Here is a 25056-nt window from a genome sequence, read left to right on the forward strand (position 1 = left end):
CCCGCCGGATCAACCCGGCAGAGGAAAGTTATCGGTGCGAACTAAATTTAGATAAATTGTTAATAAGCAGCACCTAAAACTTGGGGTGAGGCAGGTTTCTGCGGCATGACGCCATCCGCTCGCCGGGGTTCCCGGATGTATTCTGATTGAGGCAGCCAGTGACTGGGTACCGGTTCGGCCGGTACGCGAGGACAGGCATGGCAGCCGGACCGAAGAATGTGCTGTGGCGGCGCACCGAAGACAGTTTTTGCGAGACTGGACACTGCTGAGATGATGGCGAACGCGAACAAGCTCGAGAATGACACGGCCGTGCCCCCTGCTGCGACGGCCAGGCCGGCTTCGGCAATGAATGAATACGAACGGGTTCAGATGCTCGGCGGCCGGGCGCTGGCCCTGGCCACCAGCCATCTCACGGCACCGTTCCCGCCCGTCTACGATGTCTGGTACACCTATGTCGAGGGCAGCAACGAGGACGTGTGCAAGCGCGTCGACGAATTGCTCGAGGGGCGGACGACCGTCAGCACCTACGACCTGCTCCAGATCCACAACGAGCTCCTGGCTACCGATCTCGGCAAGAAGGAAGAGCTCGACAAGGCCAAGGAACAGCTCGACACCGAGATCTACGACATCCTCAACATGATCCGGCTGCATGTGCTGACCAGCGACCGGTATTGCGACGACCTGTCGGAGAAATCCTCGCACATCAAGGAAAACAGCAGTCTCGATGTCATCCGCGAAGTGATCGCGGGACTGATCAACGAGAATGAGAAGATGCGCGACGACACCATGGCGCTCTCGCGCGGCCTGGAACAGTCGCGGGCGCAGATCGAGAAGCTTCACGACGCATTGCAGGAATCGCAGCGTAACGAGATGACCGACTCGCTGACGGGCCTGGCCAACCGGCGCGCCTTCCAGATCAGCCTTGCCCGCGAAATGGAGGATGCGGCTGAAAGCGGCCGGCCGTTGTGCCTGGTCTTTGCCGACATCGATCACTTCAAGCAGATCAACGATACCTTCGGCCACGTGATCGGCGACGAGGTGCTGCGCTATTTCGGCCGCCTGCTGAAGACGCAGACCGATGACTGCGACGTGGCGTCCCGATACGGTGGCGAGGAATTCGCCATCCTGCTGCCCGGGGCGAAATCCGGTGTCGCCTGGCAGAAGGCCAACCAGATCCGGGAACTTCTCGCCAAGACGAAACTCGTCGTCACCAAGACCAACGTGCCGATCGGTTCCGTGACATCATCCTTCGGCATTGCCGAAATGATTCCGGGCGAGGACTACATCTCCTTCATCGAGCGTGCCGACCGCCAGCTCTACCTTGCCAAGAGCAACGGGCGGAATCGCGTCGAGGCTTGATCCCGCCGGGGCTATTGGCCCCGGAGCGGCGCCAGGTTGCGGAAAAACTGGTCCGTGCAGGCCTTCCACGAGAACTGCATCGCGTAGTCCCGGCACGCCTGCCGGTCGATGGCCGCCGCGTCGAGTGCGGCCTGGCCCAGGTTGTCCGAAAGGATGCCGCAGTCGGCCCCTTCCAGGATGTCCGCCGGCCCGTGCACCGGGTAGGCGGCCACGGGCGTTCCGCAGGCAAGGGCTTCCAGCACCACCATGCCGAAGGTTTCGAATCGTGACGGCATGACGAAGACGTCGGCCGCCGACAGGTGCTGCGCGATGGCCTCGCCGGTCCGGTAGCCGAGGAAGTGCACGTCCGGCCAGGCTGCCTTGTAGGCCTTCAGGCTCGGTCCGTCGCCGACGACGACCTTGGAGCCGGGAAGGTCGAGCCGGAAGAAATCCTCCAGGCTTTTCTCCTTGGCCACCCGCCCGAGATACATGAAGATCGGCCGCGGCAGGCCGAGGAAATCCGGATCGAAGCCGGGCGTGCCGCGCCACGGCCGGAACAGGTCTGTGTCCACGCCGCGGCCCCATTGCACGATGTTGCGGTAGCCGCGTGCTGCCAGTTCGTCGGCCAGGCTCTTCGTCTGTACCATGATCCGTTCGCCCGCGTTGTGGAACCAGCGCTGGAAAAGGTGGGCGTGCTCGGGGTTCATGCCGATCCGGTGATGGAGATAGTCGCCGTAGCGGGTATGGAAGGACGTTGTGAAAGGCCAGCCTTCCTTCAGGCAGATGCGGCGCATGGAAAGGCCGATCGGTCCTTCGACCGGGATGTGGATCGCGTCCGGCCGGAACTCCTCCACGATCCTGCGCAGCTTGCGGCCGGGAAACAGGGCCAGTTTCACTTCCGGATATCCCGGTGCGCCGATGCCGGCGAACCGGTCCGGCCCCACCACCTCCACCGTGTGACCGTCGGCTTCGAGCAGCCGCTTGGTTGTTTCGAAAACGCGAACGACCCCGTTGATCTGGGGTTGCCAGGCGTCGCTGGCAATCAGGATGCGCATCGGGCTGCTCCGGCTGTCGCATGAATTACATGTGTCTGCGGTTTGTTGCGCGTGAGGGATCGGCCGCTTGGCCGATTCGGCACGGGCATGACGGAGAGCGCGACCATGAAGATCCTCATACTTGGCGGTGACGGGTTTTGCGGCTGGCCAACGGCCTTGCATTTCGCGGCCCGCGACCACGAGGTGACCATCGCCGACAACCTGGTGCGCCGGGAAACGGACCGCGAACTGGGGTGTGGAAGCCTGACGCCGATTTCGGCCATCGAGGAACGTCTTTCTGCCTGGAAGGCGATGGGGAATCGCCCGATCAACGATGTCCGGCTCGATGTGGCACGCGACTATGACGGCCTTGTTACGCTGCTGCGGCGCATGCGCCCGGATGTCATCGTTCATTTCGCAGAACAGCGCGCCGCGCCCTATTCCATGAAGTCGCCGCGCCACAAGCGCTACACGGTCGACAGCAATGTCTCCGCCACCCACGGCGTGCTCTGCGCCATGGTCGAGGCGGCCCCCGATGCCCACCTGGTTCACCTGGGAACCATGGGCGTCTATGGCTACGGCAAGACGAAGGGCCTGGAGATTCCGGAGGGCTATATCGACGCGACGCTGCGCTCGGGCGGCCAGCGGGCCGATGTCGATATCCTCTATCCGACCGACCCCGGCAGCATCTATCACATGACCAAGTCGCTGGATCAGATCCTGTTTCAGTTCTACGCGAAGAACGACCGGCTGGCGATCACCGACCTGCACCAGGGCATCGTCTGGGGCACGAACACGCCGGAAACCGACAGGGTGGACGAACTGGTCAACCGGTTTGACTACGACGGCGACTACGGCACGGTGCTGAACCGCTTCCTCATGCAGGCGGCCATCGGCCACCCGCTCACCGTCCACGGCACGGGCGGCCAGACCCGCGCCTTCATCCACATCCGCGACACGGTCCGCTGTGTCGAACTGGCGGCGCTCAATCCGCCGGCGCGTGGCGAACGGGTGCGGATCATGAACCAGATGACGGAGACCCACCGGGTGCGCGACCTGGCGCAGATGATCTCGGGCATGACCGGCATTCCCGTGCACTGCATGGAAAATCCGCGCAAGGAAGCGCCTGAGAACGATCTCCGGGTCGCCGACGATTCCCTCGTCAACCTCGGCCTGAAGCCGACACGCCTGTCCGATGGCCTGATGCAGGAAGTGTTCGACGTGGCCATGCGCCACGCCAACCGCTGCGACCGGTCCCGGATCATGGCCACCGCCCGCTGGTAGGCCGCGAGACGCTCAGCCTTCCTGGCGGGCGTGATCGACTGTCAGCGTCACCCGGTCGGCGGCGAACCGCGTGATCGAGAACTGGATGGCCCGGCCCCGGACGTCGACGTTGACCGCGCGGGTCGTCAGGACGACGGCGCCCGGCGCCAGGTTGAGCGCGTCCAGGTCGGCGGCGGATCCGTGCCCGGCTTCGATAACGGTTTCGGCGCGCAGGTAGTCCGTAACCCCGCAGGCCGCAAGCGCGGCCGTGATCGAGCCTGAATGCCGGGCTGCCGCCGGCAGGTCCGCGAACCGGTCGGCGGGAAACCAGTGCGTCGCCACCGAGACCGGCAGGTTGTCGGCAAGCGACAGCGTGTCGAGCCGGATCACCGCGCTGTCCTGTGTCACCCCGATCTTGCGGGCGATGTCCTCGCTGGCCGGTTCCAGCCCGTCTTTCACGACGATGCTGCGGCGGTTCCCTGCCTGACCGGCCAGGCCTTCGGAGAACCGGGTGCGCCGCCCGATCGGATAGGCGACCCGCTGGCGCTGCCGGATGAAGGTGCCGCGCCCCTGCTCGCTCTGCAGCACGCCTTCCTGGACCAGGGCCCCGATCGCGGCGCGGACCGTGTGGCGGTTCACCCCGAAATGGGCGGCCAGTTCCTTTTCGGGCGGAAGCCGGTCGCCGGGTTCGCCCGTGGCCACGATCGAGGTGCGGATACGGTCGGCGATCTGGCGCCAGAGCGTGACCCCGCTGCGTCGTTCCACGTTTGCTTCAGGGGATCCGTTCATTCGCCTCGCCTGTCACAGGTCTGTCATCGGAGGAAGCTAAAACAAGATAACTTGTATGGTTGTCTAAAACAATAGACAAATCGAGGATCGAATGGTGAATGACAGCAAAAATGCGCCGGACACCGGGCAGCAAGGCCGCGCGCGCCGCATGGCGGTTCTCGCGCAGGCCGATCCCCGCCAGCTCGCGTGCCTTTGGCGCGATCTCGGCATCGACCCGGCGTTTTCGCTCGTCCGTGGTCCCGAAACCGGACTCGTGACTCTCCGGGGCCGGATCGGCGGCGGCGGGTCGCCGTTCAATTTCGGCGAGGCGACCGTCACCCGCGCGACGGTCCGGCTCGGCAACGGCGCCGTCGGCCACGCCTGGATGCTCGGCCGAGACCACGCCAAGGCGAAGCTCGCCGCGGTCATCGATGCGCTGGCCGCCGATCCCGCCATGGAACGCAGCATCGAGGCATCGCTCATCGCGCCCCTGGCCCGCAGCGCCGCGGACGCCGACGATGCGAAGCGCGCTGAAACCGCTGCCACGCGGGTCGATTTCTTCACCATGGTGTGGGGAGAGGATTGATGAGCGAAGCCGAACACCTCGCCGGCGGTCTCGCCGATCCCGTTTTCGACGCCCAGTCGGCCTTCCGCGCCGTCATGGCGGCCATGGCCGAGCCGGGCACGGTGCATGCCCCCGGCCGGCTCGCCGGCCCGCCGGCTCCCTTGTCGGCCGTCGCGGCCACGATCCTGACCACGCTCTGCGATGCGGACACGCCGGTCTGGCTGGATCCGGCCCTGGCTGCCAGCGAGGCCGTGACCGCCTGGATCGCGTTCCATGCCGGGTCACCGGTCACCGCCAACCCGGTCGAGGCCCATTTCGCCTTCGTCACCGATCCTGCAGCCATGCCGGCCTTCGACGGCTTCGGCCTGGGAAGCCACGAATACCCCGACCGGTCAACGACGATCGTCCTCCAGGTTGCGGGCTTCGATGGCGGTGAACCGCTGACGCTTGCCGGTCCCGGCATCGAGACGACCCGTACGTTCGCGCCATCGCCCATGCCGCGCAACTTCACCACGCAATGGGCCGCCAACCAGGCCCGGTTCCCGCGTGGCGTCGACCTGGTGCTCGCCGGCCCGGACGCGGTTGCCTGCCTGCCGCGGTACACGCGCCTCGTGCCAACGGAGGATTGAGCCCATGTATGTCGCCGTCAAGGGTGGCGAGGCCGCCATCGAGAACGCGCATCGCCTGCTGGATGACCGCCGCCGCGGTGATCGGTCCGTGCCCGCCCTCACGCTCGACCAGATCGCCGGCCAGCTCGCGCTGGCGGTGGACCGGGTCATGGCGGAGGGGTCCCTCTACGACCGGGAACTCGGCGCGCTGGCCGTCAAGCAGGCCCGCGGAGACCTGATCGAGGCCATCTTCCTGCTGCGTGCCTATCGCACCACGCTGCCGCGCTTCGGCTATTCGCGCCCGGTCGATACCGCCGCCATGCTGGTCGAACGGCGCATTTCCGCCTGCTACAAGGATCTGCCCGGCGGCCAGGTGCTCGGCCCCACTTTCGACTACACCCACCGCCTGCTCGACCCGGCACTGGCCGAGGATGCCGGGACCGATCAGCCGGTGCGCCGCGAGGGCGAGACCGAACCGGTCATGCGCGTCTCCGAGATCCTCGCTGGCGAAGGCCTTATCGAGGGCGACGGTGCGGTCGCCCAGGAAAAAGGGGTCGGCGATATTACCCGCACCCCGATGGAGTTTCCCATGGATCGCGATACCCGCCTCCAGGCGCTCTCGCGCGGCGACGAGGGTTTCCTGCTGGCGCTCGGCTATTCCACCCAGCGCGGCTATGCCCGGTCCCATCCCTTTGCCGGCGAAATAAGGATCGGCGAAGTGGAAGTCTCCGTTGACATTCCCGAACTCGGTTTCGCCGTGTCGCTCGGCCGGGTGCAGGTCACCGAGTGCCAGATGGTCAACCAGTTCAAGGGCTCGGCCAAGGCGCCGCCGCAGTTCACCCGCGGCTACGGCCTCGTGTTCGGCCAGTCGGAGCGCAAGGCCATGGCCATGGCGCTGGTCGACCGTGCGCTGCGCGCTTCCGAGCTTGGCGAAGACATGACCGCGCCCGCCCAGGACGAGGAATTCGTCATTTCGCATTCCGACAACGTCCAGGCCACCGGCTTCGTGGAACACCTGAAACTGCCCCACTACGTCGACTTCCAGGCCGAGCTCGATCTCGTGCGCCGCATGCGCGCCGAGCATGATGCCGCCCGCGTAACCGGCGCCGGGGACGAACTGGAGGCAGCGGAATGAACGCGACCGCCGGCGCCATCGCCACCTACAACTTTGCCTACCTGGACGAGCAGACAAAGCGGATGATCCGCCGCGCCATCCTCAAGGGGATCGCCATCCCCGGCTACCAGGTGCCCTTTGCCTCGCGCGAAATGCCCATGCCCTACGGCTGGGGCACCGGCGGCGTGCAGGTCACGGCGTCCATCCTCGGCCCCGACGATACGCTCAAGGTGATCGACCAGGGCGCCGACGACACCACCAACGCCATTTCCATCCGCAAGTTCTTCCAGAAGACTGCCGGTGTCGCGACGACCACCCGCACCGGTGACGCGACGGTCATCCAGACCCGCCACCGCATTCCCGAGACGCCGCTGAAATCCGGCCAGGTGCTGGTCTACCAGGTGCCGATCCCCGAGCCGCTGCGTTTCCTCGAACCGCGCGAGACCGAGACGCGCAAGATGCACGCTCTGGAGGAATACGGCCTCATGCACGTCAAGCTCTACGAGGACATCGCGCGCAACGGCCATATCGCCACCACCTATGCCTATCCGGTGAAGGTCGAGGGCCGCTATGTCATGGATCCTTCGCCGACGCCGAAGTTCGACAATCCGAAGATGCACATGAGCCCGGCGCTGCAGCTTTTCGGCGCCGGTCGCGAGAAGCGCATCTACGCCATTCCGCCCTTCACCCGGGTCGTGAGTCTCGACTTCGAGGACCACCCGTTCACGGTGCAGGATTTCGGCCGGCCCTGCGCGCTGTGCGGCGCAGAGCACGTCTATCTCGATGAGGTCATCCTCGATGATGCCGGCGGCAGGATGTTCATCTGCTCCGATACCGACCACTGCGAGGAACGCCGGGAAGCCGGCCACGCCGGCGAAATGCTGGCCGGGGAGGCCGCTCAATGAACGCGATCGACAAGCCCGCCGGGCACGGACAGGACGGAACTGGGGAAGCGCCGCTGCTGTCTGTCCGCTCCGTTTCGAAATTCTACGGAACGCGCATCGGCTGCCAGGAGGTCACCTTCGACCTCTGGCCGGGCGAGGTGCTGGCCATTGTCGGTGAATCCGGCTCCGGCAAGACCACGTTGCTCAACTGCATTTCCACCCGACTGCCACCCTCCGCCGGAACCGTGAACTATCGCGTCCGCACCGGCGAGATGCGCGAACTCTACCGCATGAGCGAGGCAGAGCGCCGCCTGCTGATGCGCACCGACTGGGGCTTCGTCCACCAGAATCCGGCTGACGGCCTGCGCATGACGGTGTCGGCCGGGGCCAATGTCGGCGAACGCCTGATGGCGGTCGGGGACCGTCACTACGGCCACATCCGCGACACCGCCATCGACTGGCTCGGGCGGGTCGAGATCGGTGAGGACCGCGTCGACGACCAGCCGCGTGCCTTCTCCGGCGGCATGCGCCAGCGCCTGCAGATTGCCCGCAACCTGGTCACCGGTCCGCGCCTTGTCTTCATGGACGAGCCGACCGGGGGGCTGGACGTCTCGGTGCAGGCCCGCCTGCTCGATCTGCTGCGTGGCCTCGTCGCCGACCTTGGACTGGCCGCCATCGTCGTCACCCACGACCTCGCCGTCGCCCGCCTGCTGTCCCATCGCATGATGGTGATGAAGGAGGGCAGGGTGGTGGAGACCGGCCTGACCGACCGGGTGCTGGACGATCCGCAGGCACCCTACACCCAGCTTCTCGTTTCCTCGATCCTGCAGGTGTGACCATGCCGACGCCGCTCGTAGTCTCCGATGTCGCCAAGACCTTCACCATGCACCTGCGCGACGGCATCCGCCTGAACGTCGTCGAGCATGTATCCTTCTCGCTGAAAGCCGGTTCCTGTGCCGTGCTCGGCGGCCCGTCGGGCTCGGGCAAGAGCTCGATCCTGAAGATGCTCTACGGCAACTATGGCGCCGATACCGGCCAGATCATCGTCAATCACCGGGGCCGGCTGATCGACATCACCAGGGCCACCCCGCGCGGCATGCTGGCCATCCGCCGCGAGACCATCGGCTATGTCAGCCAGTTCCTGCGCGCCGTGCCGCGCGTGCCGGCCATCGATGTCGCTGCCGAACCGCTCGTCGCCCGCGGGCTCGATGTCGAGCGGGCCCGCCAGCGCGCCGCCGGACTGCTCGACCGGCTCAACCTGCCGGAACGCTTGTGGCACCTGCCGCCGGCAACGTTTTCGGGCGGCGAACAGCAGCGCGTGAACATTGCCCGCGGCTTCATTACCGATCACCCGGTCCTTCTCCTCGACGAGCCGACCGCCTCGCTCGACGCGGCCAACCGCGACGTCGTCATCGCCATGATCGCGGAGAAGAAGGAACAGGGCGTCGCCCTGCTCGGCATCTTTCACGATGCCGACGTGCGCGAGGCCGTGGCCGACACGGTGATCGACGTCACCGCCTTCACGCCGCGGAGCGCGACGGCATGACGCGCCTGTCCGAAACCCCGCTCGTCCACGGGACGGCGCTGGTCACCGACACCACCCTCGGCCGCTACACCGAGGTGGCCGAACGCTGCCACGTCTCCGAAAGCTCCCTGGGCGACTATTCCTACATGATGCGCGAGTGCGAAGTCTGGTCGGCGCGGATCGGTAAGTTCGTCAACATCGCCAGCCATGTGCGCATCAACGCCACCAATCACCCGGTCTGGCGGGCGACCCTGCACCATTTCACCTATCGCGCCGGCGACTATTTCGCCGATGCCGCCCACGAGAGCGAATTCTTCGACTGGCGCCGGTCCAACACGGTGACCGTCGGGCACGACGTCTGGATCGGCCACGGCGCCACCATTCTCCCCGGCGTCAGCATCGGCAATGGCGCGGTGATCGGCGCCGGCGCCGTCGTCTCGAAGGATGTGGCGCCCTACACGATCGTCGGCGGCGTGCCGGCCCGGACCATCCGCAAGCGTTTCGACGGCGACATCGGCGAACGCATGGACCGCCTCGCCTGGTGGGACTGGGACCATGCCCGCCTGCGCGCCGCGCTGGACGATTTCCGCGCGCTTGATGCCGCCGCGTTCCTGGCAAAACACGAAACGCCAGCCATGGCCGGAGCGGCGCTGTGAACTGTCACGGAACTGTCACCTCCGCGACATGCACCCTTCACATGAGCCGGGTAGCGGGTACGCGGACCATCGGGGGCGAGGTCGTTGACAGACAGGAAAGAGCGATGCTGGAACTGACCAACGTGACACGCCGTTTCGGAGCCAATACGGCAGTCGATACCGTGACCCTTTCCATCCCGCAGGGTCAGATGGTCGGCGTCATCGGCCGCTCCGGAGCCGGCAAGTCGACGCTGCTGCGCATGATCAACCGCCTGATCGGCGTGTCGGATGGTGCCATTCGATTCGAGGGCGCCGAAGTGTCGGCGCTGCAGGGCCGCGCGCTGCGCAACTGGCAGCGCGACTGCGCCATGATCTTCCAGCAGTTCAACCTGGTGCCGCGCCTGGACGTGCTGACCAATGTCCTGCTCGGCCGGCTCAACCACCGCTCGACCGTGCTGAACCTGCTCAACATCTTCACCGACGAGGAACGCGCCCAGGCACTGGTGGCGCTGGAACGCCTCGGCATCGCGCAGACGGCGCTGCAGCGCGCCGGCACGCTCTCCGGCGGCCAGCAGCAGCGCGTCGCCATCGCCCGCGCCCTGATGCAGTCGCCGAAGATGATCCTGGCCGACGAGCCGATCGCCTCGCTCGACCCCCTCAACGCCCAGATCGTGATGGACTCGCTGGCCGACATCAATCGTCGCGAGGGCATCACCGTCATCACCAACCTGCACACGCTCGATACCGCGCGCAGCTATTGCGAGCGCGTCATCGGCATGGCCGCGGGCAAGGTGGTGTTCGACGGCCCGGCCGGCGAACTGACGCCGGACGCCGTCAAGATGATTTACGGCGTGTCGGAAGGCGAGCTGTCGGAGGAAGTCACCTCCACATCGCTCGGCACCAAGAAGGCCGCCAAGACGGCCAACCCATCCGCCGGTGTCCCGGCTGCCGAAGCCCGGCAGCTCGAGACGTCCGGGGTCGCCTCGCCCGCGTAACGGGCCCTTTCTGGCAGTCAAGCAGACCGGGTGGCCCGGTCGAAACCTGGAGAACGATCATGTTCAAGAAAGTCCTTCTCGCCGCGGCCTCCGTTGCCGCTCTCCTGTCCGCCGCTCCGGCCGGCGCCGAAGACCTTAAGGAATTCCGCATCGGCATTCTCGGCGGTGAAAACGAGGCCGACCGCCTGCGCAATTTCCAGTGCATGGTCGACAAGCTGCCGGAAGTCCTCGGCGTCGAAAAGGTCTCGCTCTTCCCGGCCGCCGACTATGACGGCGTGATCCAGGGCCTGCTGGGCGGCACGCTCGACTACGCCGAGCTCGGCGCGTCCGGCTATGCCAAGGTCTACCTGTCCGATCCGAAGGCCGTCGAGCCGATCCTGACCACGGTGCAGACCGACGGATCCACCGGCTACTACTCCGTCATGGTCGCCCGCAAGGACTCCGGCATGACCAAGCTGGAAGACATGAAGGGCAAGAAGCTCGGCTTCGCCGATCCGGACTCCACCTCCGGCTTCCTCGTCCCCTCCGTGACCCTCCCGGAAGCCATCGGCTCGTCCATCAAGGAGTATTTCTCCGAGACCGGCTTCGGCGGCGGCCATGAGAACCTGGTCCTCGAAGTCGTCAAGGGCACCTTCGATGCCGGCACCACCTGGGCGTCGGGCGTTGGCGAATTCAAGGACGGCTACACCTCCGGCAACCTGCGCAAGATGGTCGAGAAGGGCATCCTGAACATGGACGACCTCGTCCAGCTCTGGCAGTCGCCGCTGATCCCGAACGGTCCGATCGTGGTCCGCGCCTCCATGGCCGACGACATGAAGACCAGGTTCAAGGACTTCATGATGAAGCTGCCGGAAAGTGACCCGGCCTGCTTCTCCGCCATCCAGGGCGGCGATTACAAGGGCTTCACGGAAGTCAACGCCGACTTCTACAAGGCCATCATCGCGGCCCGCAAGGCCAAGATCGGCTCGTAATCACCTCTGCATCGCGCTGTCGCGCCGCGGGCTTCAAGGCCCGCGGCGCATTGCCGCCAGAAAGCCGGATCTCCCATGGCAACCGTTGACAACACGACACCCCTGTCCGAGGCCGGACGGGTCATCGAGACCCACTGGCGCGAGATGACGTCCCGACGCCGCCTCTACACCTGGGGCGGGCTTGCCGTCGTGTTGCTGGCGCTCTCGGGTTCGCTGTGGTTCGCCAACGAGACCAATGCCGGCAAGTTCTTCGACCGGCTGCCCTATTTCTTCGATTTCTTCATCGACCTCGCGCCACGCGACGCCCTTGAGCCGTTCCGCGCTCTGTTCGATCTTCCCTCGCCCTATGACGATGGCAGCTTCAAGTACAATTACCCGGAAGGCCGGGTCGTGCTGACCAGCTGGCTCTACGTGCCGGAATATTTCTACAAGATGCTGGAGACGCTGAACATAGCGCTGCTCTCCACGCTCATCGGCTTCACCTTCGGTTTCCTGCTCTGCTTCCTGGCCGCGAAAAACCTCAACTCCAATCGCTGGCTGCGCGGCACCGTGCGCCGGATCATGGAGTTCCTGCGCGCCTTTCCGGAAATCGTCATCGCCGGCTTCTTCGTCGCCATCCTGTCCATCGGGCCGATCCCGGCCATCATCGCCGTGTCGATCCATACCGTCGGCGCGCTCGGCAAGATGTTCTTCGAGGTGGTCGAGAACGCCGACATGAAGGCCGAGGAGGGCCTGCGGGCCGTCGGCGCCTCATGGGTCGAACGCGTCGGCTACGCGATCGTCCCGCAGGTCATGCCGAACTTCATGAGCTATTTCCTGCTGCGCCTTGAAATCAACGTGCGCGCCTCCACCATCATCGGCGCCGTCGGTGGCGGCGGCATCGGCGAGGCCCTGCGCCTGTCGATCAGCCGCGGCCATGAAGCCAAGACCATCGCCATCATCTTCCTGCTCTTCACCACGATCGTTGCCGTCGACCAGTTCTCCGCCTGGCTGCGCCGTCGCCTGGTCGGCGACCAGGCCTTCGATTTTGGACGCTGATGCCATGACCTCGCTCGAAGCCACCGATCTTTCCGCCGTGTCCAAGCGCCATCCGGACGTTTTCCGGTCCCGGCCGTGGAAACGCTACGGACCGCTCATGCTGATCCTGGCCGTCATCGGCTACAGCTTTTATTGCTGGTGGTTCTTCTCCATCGGCGACGCACTGCGCAAGGCCAACACCGATATCGCCGGCGCCTATCTCGCCGACTGGATTTCCTGGGAAGCCCGCCCGGTCATCGACATCGAGAGCGATGGCGCCATGACGATCACCTTCCCGCGTTTCTCGCCGCTCGGTTCCGATCCCCGTCCCGACTGGCTGGAGGCGGATCGCGAAATGCGCACCCGCACCATCACCAGGGACGCGCCGGCCGTGGAGACCAAGGCGCTGAATGACAAGATTTCCAACAGTTTCATGGTGCCGGATGCGAAGGGCACCAAGCCGGAGAACGGCGGTGCGACCAGCTTCATGGCGCCCGGCGCCCCGACCGGCGGCAATGCCGCGGGTGAGACAGCGACCGTCACCGAGACGGTCCGCGAGGAAGTCGTGTCGCGTGCTGTCGTTACCTTCGATTCCGCCGACCGTGTCGAAATCCTGCCCGACCAGGCGACCGTGACCCGGGGCGACGAAACCCTCGTCATCCGGCTCGGACCCGGCGAAAACGTGTCGGTCGACGGCCCGTTGCCGGAATGGGCCGAGCAGAAATACGAGGGCCGCAAGGTGATCGCGCGCTTCGGTTTCGCCGGCCGCGCCGAGATCGACCACGACGGCGTCAAGGTCTACAAGCGCTTCCTCGGCTGGGAGAACTTCGTCTTCGACACCAACTCCGCCTTCTGGGGCAAGTCATTCGGCGAGGTGATGTCCATGATCGTCAGTGGCGAGCGCGTCAACCCGGCCCGCTCCAACCTCGGCCAGGCCTGGTACGACATCCTCTACAATGCCGAATGGCAGCACCTCGATGTCTGGACCAAGCTGCTCCAGACCATCATCATGGCTTTCGTCGGCACGCTGTTCGCCACCGTGGTCGCTTTCCCGCTGGCTTTCATTGCCGCCCGCAACATCACGCCCAACCGCCTCGTCAACCAGCTTGCCAAGCGCTTCTTCGATTTCCAGCGCTCGGTCGACATGCTGATCTGGGCGCTGTTCTTCACCCGCGCCTTCGGCCCCGGACCGCTTGCCGGCATCTTGGCGATCTTCTTCACCGACACCGGGACGCTCGGCAAGCTCTACTCCGAGGCGCTTGAAAACATCGATGACAAGCAGCGCGAGGGCGTCCGCTCGGTCGGCGCCGCGCCTCTGCTCGTCCAGCGCTTCGGCGTCATGCCGCAGGTCCTGCCGGTCTTCCTGTCGCAGTCGCTCTATTTCTGGGAGTCCAATACGCGTTCGGCCACGATCATCGGTGCTGTCGGCGCCGGCGGCATCGGCCTGAAACTCTGGGAAGCCATGCGGACCAACCAGGACTGGGAAAACGTCGCCTACATGGTCATCCTGATCCTCGGCGTCGTCTATGCCTTCGACGGCATATCCAATTTCCTGCGCTCGCGGCTGATCGGGGAGAGCGCACGATGAAGCTGACGCTTCGTCAAGCTGTCATGCAAATCACCTATCCGGTGCCAACACCGGAGGAAGCCTGACCATGCGCTACGCAATCTATTTCACGCCGCCGCCCGAGGATGGACTGACCCGCGTCGCCGTCAACTGGCTTGGCCGGGATGCCTTCACGGGACAGACCGTTGCCGCGCCAGCCATCGGCGCCATGGAACGCGCCGAGGTGGCTTTCCATACCGCCGCCCCGCGGCGTTACGGGTTCCATGCCACGCTGAAGCCGCCCTTCCGCCTGGCCGAGAACACGACGGAAACCGCCCTCGTAGCCGCCTTCGACGCGTTCTGCGAAACGCGCGAGCCCTTCCTCGTGCCGCGGTTCCAGGTCAGCCAGATCGACGGCTTCTTCGCTCTGACGCCGACCGAACCTAGTGTCGGGCTCGACACGCTGGCCGCCGATTGCGTCCGCGCCTTCGACCGGTTTCGCGCACCGCTGAGCGAAGAGGAAATCCTTCGCCGCCAGACGGCGAGAATGCAGCCCCGGGAACTGCGCTACCTGCACCAGTGGGGCTATCCCTATGTTTTCGAGGCTTTCCGTTTCCACATGACGCTGACCGGGCGCGTTCCCGCCGGAGAAGCCGATCGCGTTCGCCGGACGCTGGCCGATTTCTTCGGTCCCGTCCTCAACGAACCCGTGGACGTGGCCAATCTCGCCCTCTTCATCGAACCGGAGGCCGGGGCGCCCTTCGAGGTTCTGAGACTGCAATCCTTCGGGACAACCAAATCGAGAAAGACAGCCTGACATGGCAAGAGAGACCATCCTTTCCAATGCGCGCATCGTCATGGAAGACGAGATCCTGCACGGTTCCGTGCTGGTCCGCGACGGCATGATCGCCGATGTGTCCGGAACGGGTGGGGCGGCCGGCGAGGACATGGAAGGCGATTACCTGATCCCCGGTCTCGTCGAACTCCACACCGACCATCTCGAAGCGCATTACTCGCCGCGCCCGGGCGTGCGCTGGAACGTCACCTCGGCCATCCAGGCCCACGACGCCCAGGTGGCGGCCTCGGGCATTACCACCGTGTTCGATTGCCTGCGCATGGGTTCGGATTCCACCGACCGTTTCGAGACCGACGAGATGCGCGGTCTCGCCGATGCGCTGCTCGCCGCCCAGTCCGAAGGACGCCTGCGGGCCGAGCACCGCATTCACCTGCGCTGCGAAGTGTCGTCGCCCGATGTCATGGAACACTTCGTCCAGTTCGATGACGTGCCCCATGTCGCGCTCGCTTCGCTCATGGACCACGCGCCCGGGCAGCGCCAGTTCCAGACGATGGATCAGTACGAACTTTACTACAAGACCAAGCGCGGCCTGTCCGACGAGGCCTTCGCCCATTTCGTTGCTACCCGCCAGGAACAGTCGGCCCGCTATTCCGGTCCGCACCGCTTGGCGATTGCCCAGGCCTGCCGCGAGCGCGGCATCGCGCTGGCAAGCCATGATGATGCCACTCTGGAGCATGTCACCGAGGCGGCGGAAGCCGGCGTGAAGGTGGCGGAATTCCCGACCAGCCTGGAGGCGGCCCGCGCCAGCCACGATGCTGATATGGGCGTACTGATGGGTGCGCCCAACGTTGTGCGCGGCAAGTCGCATTCGGGAAATATTTCCGCCCGGGATCTGGCAAGGCACGGCGTTCTCGATATCCTGTCCTCGGACTACGTACCCTTCAGCCTCATCCACGCGCCTTTCACCCTGGCCGATGAGATCGAGGGAATGACGCTGCCGAGGGCAATCGCCATGGTGACAGCCAACCCCGCCCGCCAGGTCGGGCTTGCCGATCGCGGCCGCATCGCGCCGGGCCTGCGCGCCGATCTCGTGCGGGTGCATCGCGACGCGGGCGTGCCGGTCGTCCGCACGGTCTGGCGCGAAGGCCGCCGGGTGGCCTGACCCATGCGCGGGAAGGGCGTGCTCCTCGTCATCGTCGGGCCAAGCGGCGTCGGCAAGGACACGCTGATCGACTGGCTGCGCGGCGCCATCGGGGCGCAGGCCGATGTCCGCTTTGTCCGCCGCGTCATCACCCGGCCAGCCGAAGCGGGTGGAGAACCGCACCACGCCGTCACTCCCGATGAATTCCGCCAGATGGAACGCCGCGGCGCCTTCTGCGTGTCCTGGCAGGCGCATGGCCTGTCCTATGGCATCCCGGCCGACACGCTCGATCATGTTCGCGCCGGCGGATTGGCGATCCTCAACGGGTCCAGGAAGGCGTTGCGGCAGATCCGCGAGACTTTTGACAACACGATTGTCGTTCTGCTTACGGTCGAACCCGGGGAACTCGCTCGCCGTCTCTCCTCGCGGGGACGGGAAACCGCGCAGGAGATCCGCGACCGTCTCGACCGGGCCCGCCTTGAGGTCGCGGCCGACGGCGATCTCGTCGAGATCGACAACAGCGACCCGGTCGAACGGGCCGGCCGCAAGGTGCTCGACCTGATCGGCCGCGCCTGACGCCAGCCGGTATGCGCCAGCGCACAGGGCCGTCATATTGCTGCAACGCAAATCGGGTCTAAGGCGGCAAACGACGCCAAGCACCGGACCCGATGCAATGAAAAAGCCGGCTAAGTATCGTACGCTGTTCCTCTCCGACATACATCTCGGAACCCCGGATTGCCAGGCGCCGATGCTGCTCGATTTCCTGCGCGAGCATGATGCTGAGACCGTGTACCTCGTCGGCGACATCGTCGATTGCTGGCGCATGAAGCGGAAGGGCTTCTACTGGCCGCAGACCCACAATGACGTGGTCCAGAAGCTCCTGCGCAAGGGACGCGCCGGTGCCCGCATCATCTATGTTCCCGGCAATCACGACGAGGTCCTTCGCGAATACCAGGGCCTGCATTTCGGCGGCATCGAGGTGCGCGACCGCGATATCCACGAAACCGCCGACGGCAAGCGCCTGCTGATCATCCACGGCGACCAGTTCGACATGGTGGTGATGAACCACAAGTGGCTCGCCCACCTCGGCGACTGGGCCTATGCCATGGCCATGTGGGCCAACAAGTGGCTCAACCGCGGCCGCCGGCTGCTCGGGATGGAATACTGGTCGATCTCGAAATGGGCCAAGCTAAAGGTCAAGCGCGCGGTCAATTACATCGGCGATTTCGAGACCGTCCTGGCCGAGGAAGCGCGCAAGGAAGGCGCGGACGGTATCGTCTGCGGCCATATCCATCATGCCGCCGACGAGATGATCGCCGACGTCCGCTACCTGAACACAGGCGACTGGGTGGAAAGCTGCACGGCGATCGTGGAGCACCACGACGGCCGCATGGAAATCATCGATTGGGCGCGCATCGTTGCTGCCCGAGCCAGGACCACGGGAGCTGTGGCTCCCGCGGACGGCACCGACGCGACGGCTGCCGTGCAGCGGGCCGCCTGAAGACGCATCCGGAGAGGACCAGACCATGACACAGGGCACCACGCTGACCGTCGGAGAACGTCTCGGCGAAGCCGTTCACCAGAATTCCGCGCTCTCCGTCGACGGAATCCTGGAGCGGATCTTTTCCCGCGCCTTTCGCGGCCTGGTCTATCCGCAGATTTGGGAAGACCCCGTCATCGACATGGAAGCGCTGGAGATCCAGCCCCACCATGAAATGGTCTGCATCGCGTCCGGCTCCTGCAATGTCCTTTCCTACCTGACCGCGAGCCCGCGCTCCATAACGGCTGTCGACCTGTCGCCGGCCCATGTCGCGCTTGGCCGGCTGAAGCTCGCCGCCGCTCGCCACCTGCCGGGCCCGGGCGATTTCATGCGCTTCTTCGGCCACGGCGACGAACCGGTGAACGTGATCGCCTACGAGCGTTTCGTCGCCGATCACCTCGACCGGGAGACCCGCGACTGGTGGGAGAAGCGCGGCCTTGACGGCCGCCGCCGGATCTCCATGTTCACGCGCGGCTTTTACCGCCAGGGCCTGCTCGGGCGCTTCATCTTCGCCGGGCACATGATGGCCCGCCTGCATGGCGTCGATCCCCGCGAGCTCACCGACTGTGCCACGCAGGAAGAGCAGGAGCGCTTCTTTGCCGAAAAGCTGTCTCCGCTCTTCGATCGCAAGCTGGTCCGCTTCCTGACGTCCCGCCGCGCCTCCCTGTTCGGTCTTGGGATTCCGCCGGCCCAGTACGAAGCGCTGGCAGGTCCAGATGGCGACATGGCCGAGGTGCTCCGCGAGCGCACCCGGAAGCTCGCCTGCGGTCACCCGCTGTCGGACAACTATTTTGCCTGGCAGGCCTTCGGTCGCGGCTACGAGCGCACGCCGGAGGCTTCGCTTCCGCCATACCTCCAGAGTGCGAACTTCCGCACGGTGCGGGCCAATGCGAGACGCGTCCGCGTGCTCAACGAGAGCGTGACCGACCACCTGCGCACGCTGCCCGCCGGTTCCCGCCATGCCTATGTCCTGCTCGACGCCCAGGACTGGATGACGGATCGTCAGCTCAACGACCTGTGGAGCGAGATCACCCGCACGGCGGCTCCGGGCGCCCGCGTCATCTTCCGCACGGCGGCCGAACCGACGCTGTTGCCGGGCCGTGTCGACGGTTCGATCCTGTCGCAATGGACCTATCACGCGGACCGCTCGAAGGCGCTCAATACCCGCGATCGCTCTGCCATCTACGGCGGTTTCCATCTCTACGAGAAGGCGGCCTGACATGGAAAAGGCGGTTCAGGGCCATGCCGCCCTCATGGACGGGATCTACCGCCACCAGCGCCACATCTACGACGCCACGCGCAAGTTCTATCTGCTCGGCCGCGACCACCTCATTGACGAGTTGCAGCCCCCTGCAGGCGGGACCGTGCTCGAGGTTGGCTGCGGCACCGGCCGCAATCTCGCGGCGGTCGCCGCGCGCTATCCTTCGGCGCAACTTTACGGCATCGACATTTCCGCCGAGATGCTGAAGTCGGCAGGCCGCACGCTCGACCGGGCCGGCGCCGGAAATCGGACGCGCCTGGCCGTGGGCGATGCCACCGCGCTGGATACCGGCCGCCAGTTCGCCGTGGCCCGGTTCGATCGGGTCTTCATTTCCTACGCTGTCTCGATGATCCCGGACTGGGAAGCGGCCATCGCCGAGGCGATTTCGGTTCTCAGGCCCGGCGGCAGCCTGCACATCGTGGATTTCGGCCAGCAGGACGGCTTGCCCGGCTGGTTCAGATCCGCGCTGCACGCCTGGCTTGCCCGCTTCCACGTGACACCGCGTGCCGATCTCGGCGCAGCCCTGGAAAAGGCCGCCGTCGCCGCGGGCGGGACCGCCGAATGGCGGTCGCTCTTCCGCGACTACGCCCGCTACGGCGTGGTCCGGCTTCCGGCCTGACCGCCGCATCCGCCAGGCTTGACGGTCATCGAAAGGCGCCGGTCGCCGGCTCAGCGGAACCGGCGGAATAGGCTGTACTGGAAGGACTGGCTTTTGCCCCAGGGGGTCTGATGCAGATGATGGCGATCCGCCTCGAGCGCGAAGCTTTCATCGAGGAGCGATGCGAGTTCGACCGGACTGTACCGCGCTACCGGCAGCCCGCTGCACGTCTCCGGTCCATCGGGCGCGAAGGTCGCGATGATCGCATGTCCGCCGATCCGCACCGCCCTGTCGAGGCTCTGCAGATAGGCCGCGCGTTCCGGCGGATCGACGAGGAAGTGGAATACCGCCCGGTCATGCCACAGGTCGTACTGGCGATCAGGCGTCCAGCACGTGATGTCCGCGCAAATCCATGTCACGGTTTCACCGCCCTTCCCGAGCCGGTCCCGGGCAGCGTCAAGCGCGACCTGTGACAGATCGAGGACGGTTACGTCGTGAAGTCCCGTTCCGAGCAGGGTGCCCGCGAGGCGGGAAGTCCCGCCGCCGATATCGATGACCGATGAACTCGCGGTCACGCTGGCCAGTTCGATCAGTTCGAGTGAGACCGCCGGATCGTTCTGGTGCCAACTCAGTTGGGCCTCGGACTTCCCGCCATAGACGCCGTCCCAGTGCGTCTTCCGGTCAACCCTCATGTCTGCGTGCTCCAACGATCCATGGCGGTAAGATCCGCCGAGCGGTCGCGATTTTTGAGCAAATGGCAAAAATTTGCAATTCACCGGGAAGTTTTAACAATAGCTTAAATGAATTGGGTGATATCTCGCACTGCGCAATGAAGGTCCGCTCGGTCGGCATGCGCATGGGCGGAAATGATATCCGCGTTTTCTTGCGACAAATTTGAACTCTATGGTCCGGCGGCCGCAGGTCGTCTTGGAAGGGGGGGAGGCTTGCCTGGAAAAGGCGGTCTTCCGGCAGGTGACAAATGACCATTGCATCGGATACGACCACGGAAAACAGCGATCTGGACGGCCGTCTGGCATTCCTGGAGATCGATGAAGCGACGCGCGAAGCCCTGGATCGGATCCGTCCGGTCCTGCAGCGGGAAATCCCGATCGCCCTCGACCGCTTCTATGCCAAGGTGAAGGAAACGCCGGCAACCGCTGCCTTCTTTTCCGGCACCGGCCGGATGGACCGTGCAAAGCGGGCGCAGGTGTCCCACTGGGACGCGATCTCCGCGGCGCGCTTCGACGCGGCCTATGCCGCGCAGGTCAATCGCATCGGCACGGTTCATGCCGAGATCGGCCTGCTTCCGCGCTGGTATATCGGCGGCTATGCGAGCCTGACCGACCATCTCCTCCACGCCGTGGTTCGGGAGTACTGGCCGAAGCAGGGCATGTTTGCGCGCAAGGGTGGCAGCCCGGACGAGCTTGCCGACGTGCTGTCGAGCCTGATGCGGGCGATCTTTCTCGACATGGACCTGTCGATTTCGGTCTACATCGACAAGGCCGAGGAGGCCAAGGAAGCCGCGCAGACCCAGGCGATTGCCCAGGAGCGCGACATGGTCAGCGAGCGCTTCGGTACGGTGATCGGCCAGCTCGCCGAGCGCGAACTCAATTGCACCATCGATGGCGACGTCCCGGACGCTTACCGGGGACTGCGCGACAACTTCAACCATGCCATCCGCCAGATGGGCCGGGCTATCCGCGAGATCGGCACCTCGTCGGACCTGATTGCATCGGGATCCGGCGAGATCAGCATCGCTGCCGACGACCTGTCGCGCCGCGCCGAACGCCACGCCGCATCCGTCGAGGAAGCCGCGGCGACGCTCGCGGCGGTCACGGAAGCCGTCCGCACGATGGCCGCTCGCGCTGGCGAATCCGGCCGCCTCGTAAGCCAGGCGCAGGCACACGGCGAACTCTCGCAGGAGGTCGTGCGCGAGGCGGTGACGGCGATGGAGCGCATCGACCGTTCCTCGACCGAGATCTCGAAGATCATCGGCGTCATCGACGAGATCGCCTTCCAGACCAACCTTCTGGCCCTCAACGCTGGCGTCGAGGCGGCGCGGGCCGGCGAGGCGGGCAAGGGCTTCGCGGTGGTGGCCGCGGAAGTGCGCGAACTGGCCCAGCGCTCGGCACGGGCGGCCAAGGAGATCAAGACCCTGATCACCGCGTCCGAAAAGGAAGTGAAAAACGGCGTCACCCTCGTCAACCGGACCGGTTCGACGCTCAACGAGATCGCCGCCGAGGTCAGCCAGGTCGCCGCGAACATGAATGCCATCATCGCCGAAACGCAGGACCAGGCCATGCGTATGGAGGAGATGAACGAGGTCATCTCGACGATCGATCAGGGCACCCAGCAGAACGCCGCCATGGCGGAAGAACTCACCGCGGCCAGCCATTCGCTCAAGAACGAGGTCGGCACGGTCAGCGCCATGATCCGCTCGTTCCACCTCGGCGCCTGCGGCGAGGCCGCAAGCCGCAAGCGTGCCAAAGATCAGGCGGCCGGATACGCGGCCGCGACGGGCGGTCCATCGGAGAGCTGGCGTGTGGTGTCCGTAGGGACTGGACGCGGCGGCCGCTGACAAATCAGGGGTTCCGCAACGAAATCACAAGGTATCCGCAAAGCGTCTCCCGGCGAAATGGCTAGCATGGTGACCGTCATGCAACCAGACTGACACGAGAGGAGACGGCAATGCCAATGATCGAAGTTCACGTTATCAAGGACGTTTTCACCCCCGCGCAGAAGACCGAAATCATCGGGAGGCTCACCGACGCCATGGTGGCTGTCGAGGGTGAGGCCATGCGCGGCGTGACCTGGGTAAAGATACATGAAGTGGCCAGCGGTGACTGGGCCATCGGCGGTCAGCCGCTGACCACGCAGGCGGTCCGCGACCTGGCGGCCGGAAAGAGTGCCGCCTGACGCGGTTCCGGCGATTCAATGAACAGTGGAAATGCGCTGTGCCGCACCGGGCTGACCAGGGCCGGTAAGGTCAGGATGCAAGGCGACGGCCGGAGCCATCCGGCCGCCGTTATTGCCGCTGCTGGCCTTGGCCGGTGAAATCGGCGATGGAGGCGAACAGCGTGGACCAGGCCGCCTCGTGCGGCAGGATGACGTGGTTGGCGCTCTCCAGCAACACGAACCGCGCGCCTGGAATGCCTGCTGCCAGCTTCCGGCCCTGGTCGAGCGGATGAACGCTGTCGTTGCGCGCATGCAGCACCAGTGTCGGCACGCGGCATTCGCCAAGCATGTTTCGAACGTCGAACCGGTCGCAGGAGGCCCGGATCAGGGCTGCGTTTTCCGGCGACGTCGTGCGCCGTTGCAGTTCGGCCAGCGAGCCGATCTCCTCGCTGCTGCTGTCGGGAATGAAAAGCGAGGAAAACATGCGGAAGAAAGCGCTCTCCGGCCGTCCCCACCCATGCCGGACCAGGGTCAGCAGGGCCTCGCCCTCCTCGCGCTCGCTCTCGTCGAGGCGCACCGAGCGCCCGGCCTGGTAGCCGCCGTGCAGGATGAGATGGCTCACCCGCTCCGGGTGCCGGCAGGCGTAGGCGATGGCGATCGCCGCGCCTTGCGACGTGCCGTAGAGGACGAACCGGTCGACGCCTGCGGCGTCGATGACGGCCTCGAGGTCATCGACGAACCGGTCGAACGAGAATTCCTTCACCTTCCAGTCCGACAGGCCGTTGCCGCGCTGGTCGTAGCGCACGACCCGGAAGTCCTGGCTCATGCGGTCGAGAAACGGCCGCCAGATCGGGCTGTGCCAGTCGTAGTCGAGATTGGTCAGCCAGTGGCCCACCTTGACGAGGGGAGGCCCGGCCCCGGTCTCGGCAAAGGCGATCGTGGTTCCGTCGGCCGATTGGCAGAACCGGACCCGCTGCTGGATCTCGGCCGGAGGGGAAGGCGGACCGGGCCGGTCTGCCGTATCGGGACCGGCGACCTCGGCAACGAAGCGGAAACCGCGGCGCGGTACGGTGCGGATACAGGCCTGGTCGGTGCCATTGTCGCCGATGGCGCTGCGCGCTGCGCTGATACGGGCACTGACGGCGGAATCCGACACGATGCGTCCGCCCCAGATCCGCTCGATCAGTTCGTCGTGGGAAATCAGCCGCCCGGGCTCGCTGGCAAACAGGCATAAAAGGTCGAAGACCTGCGGTTCGACCGGCCGGACCTGGCCATCGACGAGAAGTTCGCGGCTCTCGGGGCGCAGTTCGCAAGAACCAAACCGGTAGCGCATCACGGACCCCCTGCTTCCTTGTTCTTCATGCCGCACCCGGCGCCGGCAGCGACAATACAAGAAGATCACAAGAAACTGGCAAGGTTTTCCTCAAGCGTCATGCGCGGTGCTCTGGCACCGTCTTTCCATGCAACACGCCATGGAAGGAAAAAGGTCATGACCAGCGATTCATTCAGCACCCGCCGCAACGAAGACGGTTCGATCGACATGGACTTCTACAGGCAGAAGGCGCGCGTCGAGCGCAACTTCGGGATCGCTTCGGCGGCCACGGCGGTCGAGGCGGCGATGGTCCGGATGGCGAGGTTTTTCCGGCCCGGTTCGCAACGCTCTGCGGTGGCGGGAATGCGGATGGGCGGATTGGGCCAGCCTCGTTGACCCGGCAAGGGGCGCCGACTTCCGGACGGCATCCGCATCACGCCGACGGTTGGGCGCGCAAGGGCCGGTCCCGGTCCACGCCCGCCTTTTGCACTTCGGCAAAACTGCTGCGCACGAGCCACCGGGTCATCGTGCGCGCCATCATTTCCTGGCCGCTGAGCGAAATGCCGCCGTCCGCGATTTCTGCCTCGAACGTCGTGTGTCCCATCCAGGCCGAGGTGAGGGCGCGCAACTCGCAGACGACGTAGAGATCGACGTCGAACTTGGGGTCGGCATAGCACAGGTCGGTTTCCTCGCCGGGCTTGGCCACCAGCCAGTAGTTCGCGGTCTCGTTGGGCGAATCGTGCAGGATGAACTGGATGACGCACTTGCGCCGTGGAAGCTGCAGCAGGTCGATTTTCCTGCGGATGTTCCACATCAGCAAGCGCGCATCGAGGTCCTGCAGCGACACGCCGCAATCGATGTTGCGGTGCGCCCATTCGCCAAGACCCCGGACCAGCGGTTCCAGTTCGTCGGCCATCGGCGTCGTCAGGTATTCCGCGTGGGCGCCCGATCCCGAACCCCGGCGGACGACGAGGCCGTTCATTTCCATTTCTTTCAGCCGCTTGGACAGCAGCCCCGGCGACATGCCCGGCACGCCGCGCTGGATCTCGTTGAACCGGGTGGACCCGGACCACATCTCGCAAAGCATCAGCATGGTCCAGCGCGGCTCGAGCAGGCTTGCTGCCATGGCGACCGGGCAAAACCGCGGGTAATTTGACTCTGGCATCGCGGCACCTCCACGATGAGCCTGGCACTCCGGCTGTCCCGGTGTCTACTTCAGAAACTGTAGCAGGTTTGCTGCATTTCCTGAA

Annotated in this window: 27 protein-coding genes; 22 read left to right on the forward strand and 5 right to left on the reverse strand. The window is 65.4% G+C overall.

Annotated elements, in window-relative coordinates:
- Nucleotides 1-270 precede the first annotated feature (270 nt).
- Nucleotides 271-1359 (forward strand): GGDEF domain-containing protein, encoded by a 1089-nt coding sequence (locus CSC94_RS01820; protein WP_165784292.1) that lies wholly within the window; start codon nt 271-273, stop codon nt 1357-1359.
- 11 nt (nt 1360-1370) lie between these two features.
- Here CSC94_RS01820 and CSC94_RS01825 read toward each other — a convergent pair whose 3' ends face one another.
- Nucleotides 1371-2393 (reverse strand): glycosyltransferase family 4 protein, encoded by a 1023-nt coding sequence (locus tag CSC94_RS01825; protein ID WP_099303144.1) that lies wholly within the window; start codon nt 2391-2393, stop codon nt 1371-1373.
- A 105-nt stretch (nt 2394-2498) separates the two neighbouring features.
- Here CSC94_RS01825 and CSC94_RS01830 point away from each other — a divergent pair, with 105 nt between their 5' ends.
- A complete protein-coding gene (locus CSC94_RS01830; RefSeq protein WP_099303945.1) occupies nt 2499-3656 on the forward strand; it encodes an NAD-dependent epimerase/dehydratase family protein in 1158 nt (385 codons plus the stop codon).
- A 12-nt stretch (nt 3657-3668) separates the two neighbouring features.
- Here the strand turns inward: CSC94_RS01830 and phnF are convergent, their stop codons facing one another.
- Complete coding sequence (gene phnF, locus CSC94_RS01835) at nt 3669-4424, reverse strand: phosphonate metabolism transcriptional regulator PhnF (RefSeq protein ID WP_099303146.1); 756 nt, start codon at nt 4422-4424, stop codon at nt 3669-3671.
- 91 nt (nt 4425-4515) lie between these two features.
- Here phnF and phnG point away from each other — a divergent pair, with 91 nt between their 5' ends.
- The 17 genes from phnG (at nt 4516) to CSC94_RS01920 (ending at nt 19620) form a co-directional block, all read left to right on the forward strand.
- Nucleotides 4516-4989: a phosphonate C-P lyase system protein PhnG gene (gene phnG / locus CSC94_RS01840; protein WP_099303148.1), complete on the forward strand. Its 474-nt coding sequence runs from the start codon at nt 4516-4518 to the stop codon at nt 4987-4989.
- The gene (gene phnH / locus CSC94_RS01845; protein ID WP_099303150.1) at nt 4989-5597 is read left to right on the forward strand and encodes a phosphonate C-P lyase system protein PhnH; all 609 of its coding nucleotides are present in this window, start codon (nt 4989-4991) and stop codon (nt 5595-5597) included. The genes phnG and phnH overlap by 1 nt, the downstream gene beginning before the upstream one ends.
- Nucleotides 5598-5601: 4 nt before the next feature.
- On the forward strand, nt 5602-6711 hold the full coding sequence (locus CSC94_RS01850; protein ID WP_099303152.1) for a carbon-phosphorus lyase complex subunit: 1110 nt from the start codon (nt 5602-5604) through the stop codon (nt 6709-6711).
- Nucleotides 6708-7595, forward strand: a complete 888-nt coding sequence (locus CSC94_RS01855; RefSeq protein WP_099303154.1) for an alpha-D-ribose 1-methylphosphonate 5-phosphate C-P-lyase PhnJ — start codon at nt 6708-6710, stop codon at nt 7593-7595. The genes CSC94_RS01850 and CSC94_RS01855 overlap by 4 nt, the downstream gene beginning before the upstream one ends.
- A complete protein-coding gene (gene phnK, locus CSC94_RS01860) occupies nt 7592-8410 on the forward strand; it encodes a phosphonate C-P lyase system protein PhnK (protein WP_099303156.1) in 819 nt (272 codons plus the stop codon). Before CSC94_RS01855 ends, phnK begins: the two co-directional genes overlap by 4 nt.
- 2 nt (nt 8411-8412) lie before the next feature.
- The gene (gene phnL, locus CSC94_RS01865; protein ID WP_099303158.1) at nt 8413-9120 is read left to right on the forward strand and encodes a phosphonate C-P lyase system protein PhnL; all 708 of its coding nucleotides are present in this window, start codon (nt 8413-8415) and stop codon (nt 9118-9120) included.
- Nucleotides 9117-9755, forward strand: a complete 639-nt coding sequence (locus tag CSC94_RS01870) for a DapH/DapD/GlmU-related protein (protein ID WP_099303160.1) — start codon at nt 9117-9119, stop codon at nt 9753-9755. The genes phnL and CSC94_RS01870 overlap by 4 nt, the downstream gene beginning before the upstream one ends.
- A 104-nt stretch (nt 9756-9859) precedes the next feature.
- The gene (gene phnC / locus CSC94_RS01875; RefSeq protein WP_099303162.1) at nt 9860-10729 is read left to right on the forward strand and encodes a phosphonate ABC transporter ATP-binding protein; all 870 of its coding nucleotides are present in this window, start codon (nt 9860-9862) and stop codon (nt 10727-10729) included.
- Between the two features lie 59 nt (nt 10730-10788).
- Nucleotides 10789-11700 (forward strand): phosphonate ABC transporter substrate-binding protein, encoded by a 912-nt coding sequence (phnD, locus tag CSC94_RS01880; protein ID WP_099303164.1) that lies wholly within the window; start codon nt 10789-10791, stop codon nt 11698-11700.
- Nucleotides 11701-11775: 75 nt separating this feature from the next.
- Nucleotides 11776-12738 carry a phosphonate ABC transporter, permease protein PhnE gene (gene phnE, locus CSC94_RS01885; RefSeq protein WP_099303166.1) on the forward strand — a complete coding sequence of 321 codons (963 nt, stop codon included), beginning with the start codon at nt 11776-11778 and terminating at the stop codon, nt 12736-12738.
- Nucleotides 12739-12742: 4 nt separating this feature from the next.
- The gene (gene phnE, locus CSC94_RS01890) at nt 12743-14305 is read left to right on the forward strand and encodes a phosphonate ABC transporter, permease protein PhnE (protein WP_099303168.1); all 1563 of its coding nucleotides are present in this window, start codon (nt 12743-12745) and stop codon (nt 14303-14305) included.
- A 67-nt stretch (nt 14306-14372) separates the two neighbouring features.
- Nucleotides 14373-15080: a DUF1045 domain-containing protein gene (locus CSC94_RS01895; RefSeq protein WP_099303170.1), complete on the forward strand. Its 708-nt coding sequence runs from the start codon at nt 14373-14375 to the stop codon at nt 15078-15080.
- 1 nt (nt 15081) lies between these two features.
- Nucleotides 15082-16221, forward strand: a complete 1140-nt coding sequence (locus CSC94_RS01900) for an alpha-D-ribose 1-methylphosphonate 5-triphosphate diphosphatase (protein ID WP_099303172.1) — start codon at nt 15082-15084, stop codon at nt 16219-16221.
- A gap of 3 nt (nt 16222-16224) precedes the next feature.
- On the forward strand, nt 16225-16776 hold the full coding sequence (phnN, locus tag CSC94_RS01905; protein ID WP_099303174.1) for a phosphonate metabolism protein/1,5-bisphosphokinase (PRPP-forming) PhnN: 552 nt from the start codon (nt 16225-16227) through the stop codon (nt 16774-16776).
- Nucleotides 16777-16873: 97 nt separating this feature from the next.
- The gene (locus CSC94_RS01910) at nt 16874-17701 is read left to right on the forward strand and encodes a UDP-2,3-diacylglucosamine diphosphatase (RefSeq protein ID WP_099303176.1); all 828 of its coding nucleotides are present in this window, start codon (nt 16874-16876) and stop codon (nt 17699-17701) included.
- A gap of 25 nt (nt 17702-17726) precedes the next feature.
- Nucleotides 17727-18959 (forward strand): BtaA family protein, encoded by a 1233-nt coding sequence (locus CSC94_RS01915; RefSeq protein WP_099303178.1) that lies wholly within the window; start codon nt 17727-17729, stop codon nt 18957-18959.
- Nucleotide 18960: 1 nt separating this feature from the next.
- A complete protein-coding gene (locus CSC94_RS01920) occupies nt 18961-19620 on the forward strand; it encodes a class I SAM-dependent methyltransferase (RefSeq protein ID WP_099303180.1) in 660 nt (219 codons plus the stop codon).
- Between the two features lie 50 nt (nt 19621-19670).
- On the opposite strand, the gene CSC94_RS01925 is transcribed toward CSC94_RS01920, so the two are convergent.
- Entirely contained in the window at nt 19671-20291 is a 621-nt protein-coding gene (locus tag CSC94_RS01925; RefSeq protein WP_099303182.1) for a class I SAM-dependent methyltransferase, read from the reverse strand.
- A gap of 287 nt (nt 20292-20578) precedes the next feature.
- Here CSC94_RS01925 and CSC94_RS01930 point away from each other — a divergent pair, with 287 nt between their 5' ends.
- Both CSC94_RS01930 and CSC94_RS01935 read left to right on the forward strand, forming a co-directional pair.
- Nucleotides 20579-22177 (forward strand): globin-coupled sensor protein, encoded by a 1599-nt coding sequence (locus tag CSC94_RS01930; RefSeq protein ID WP_099303184.1) that lies wholly within the window; start codon nt 20579-20581, stop codon nt 22175-22177.
- 110 nt (nt 22178-22287) lie between these two features.
- Nucleotides 22288-22515, forward strand: a complete 228-nt coding sequence (locus CSC94_RS01935; protein WP_099303186.1) for a tautomerase family protein — start codon at nt 22288-22290, stop codon at nt 22513-22515.
- Between the two features lie 109 nt (nt 22516-22624).
- Here CSC94_RS01935 and CSC94_RS01940 read toward each other — a convergent pair whose 3' ends face one another.
- Complete coding sequence (locus CSC94_RS01940) at nt 22625-23827, reverse strand: alpha/beta hydrolase (protein WP_099303188.1); 1203 nt, start codon at nt 23825-23827, stop codon at nt 22625-22627.
- A 156-nt stretch (nt 23828-23983) separates the two neighbouring features.
- Between CSC94_RS01940 and CSC94_RS01945 the strand changes: the two genes are divergently transcribed.
- Nucleotides 23984-24202 carry a hypothetical protein gene (locus CSC94_RS01945; RefSeq protein ID WP_099303190.1) on the forward strand — a complete coding sequence of 73 codons (219 nt, stop codon included), beginning with the start codon at nt 23984-23986 and terminating at the stop codon, nt 24200-24202.
- 37 nt (nt 24203-24239) lie between these two features.
- Here CSC94_RS01945 and CSC94_RS01950 read toward each other — a convergent pair whose 3' ends face one another.
- Complete coding sequence (locus tag CSC94_RS01950; RefSeq protein WP_099303192.1) at nt 24240-24971, reverse strand: winged helix-turn-helix transcriptional regulator; 732 nt, start codon at nt 24969-24971, stop codon at nt 24240-24242.
- Nucleotides 24972-25056 lie beyond the last annotated feature (85 nt).

Origin of the sequence: Zhengella mangrovi (assembly GCF_002727065.1) — a bacterium.
Lineage (GTDB): Bacteria > Pseudomonadota > Alphaproteobacteria > Rhizobiales > Rhizobiaceae > Zhengella > Zhengella mangrovi.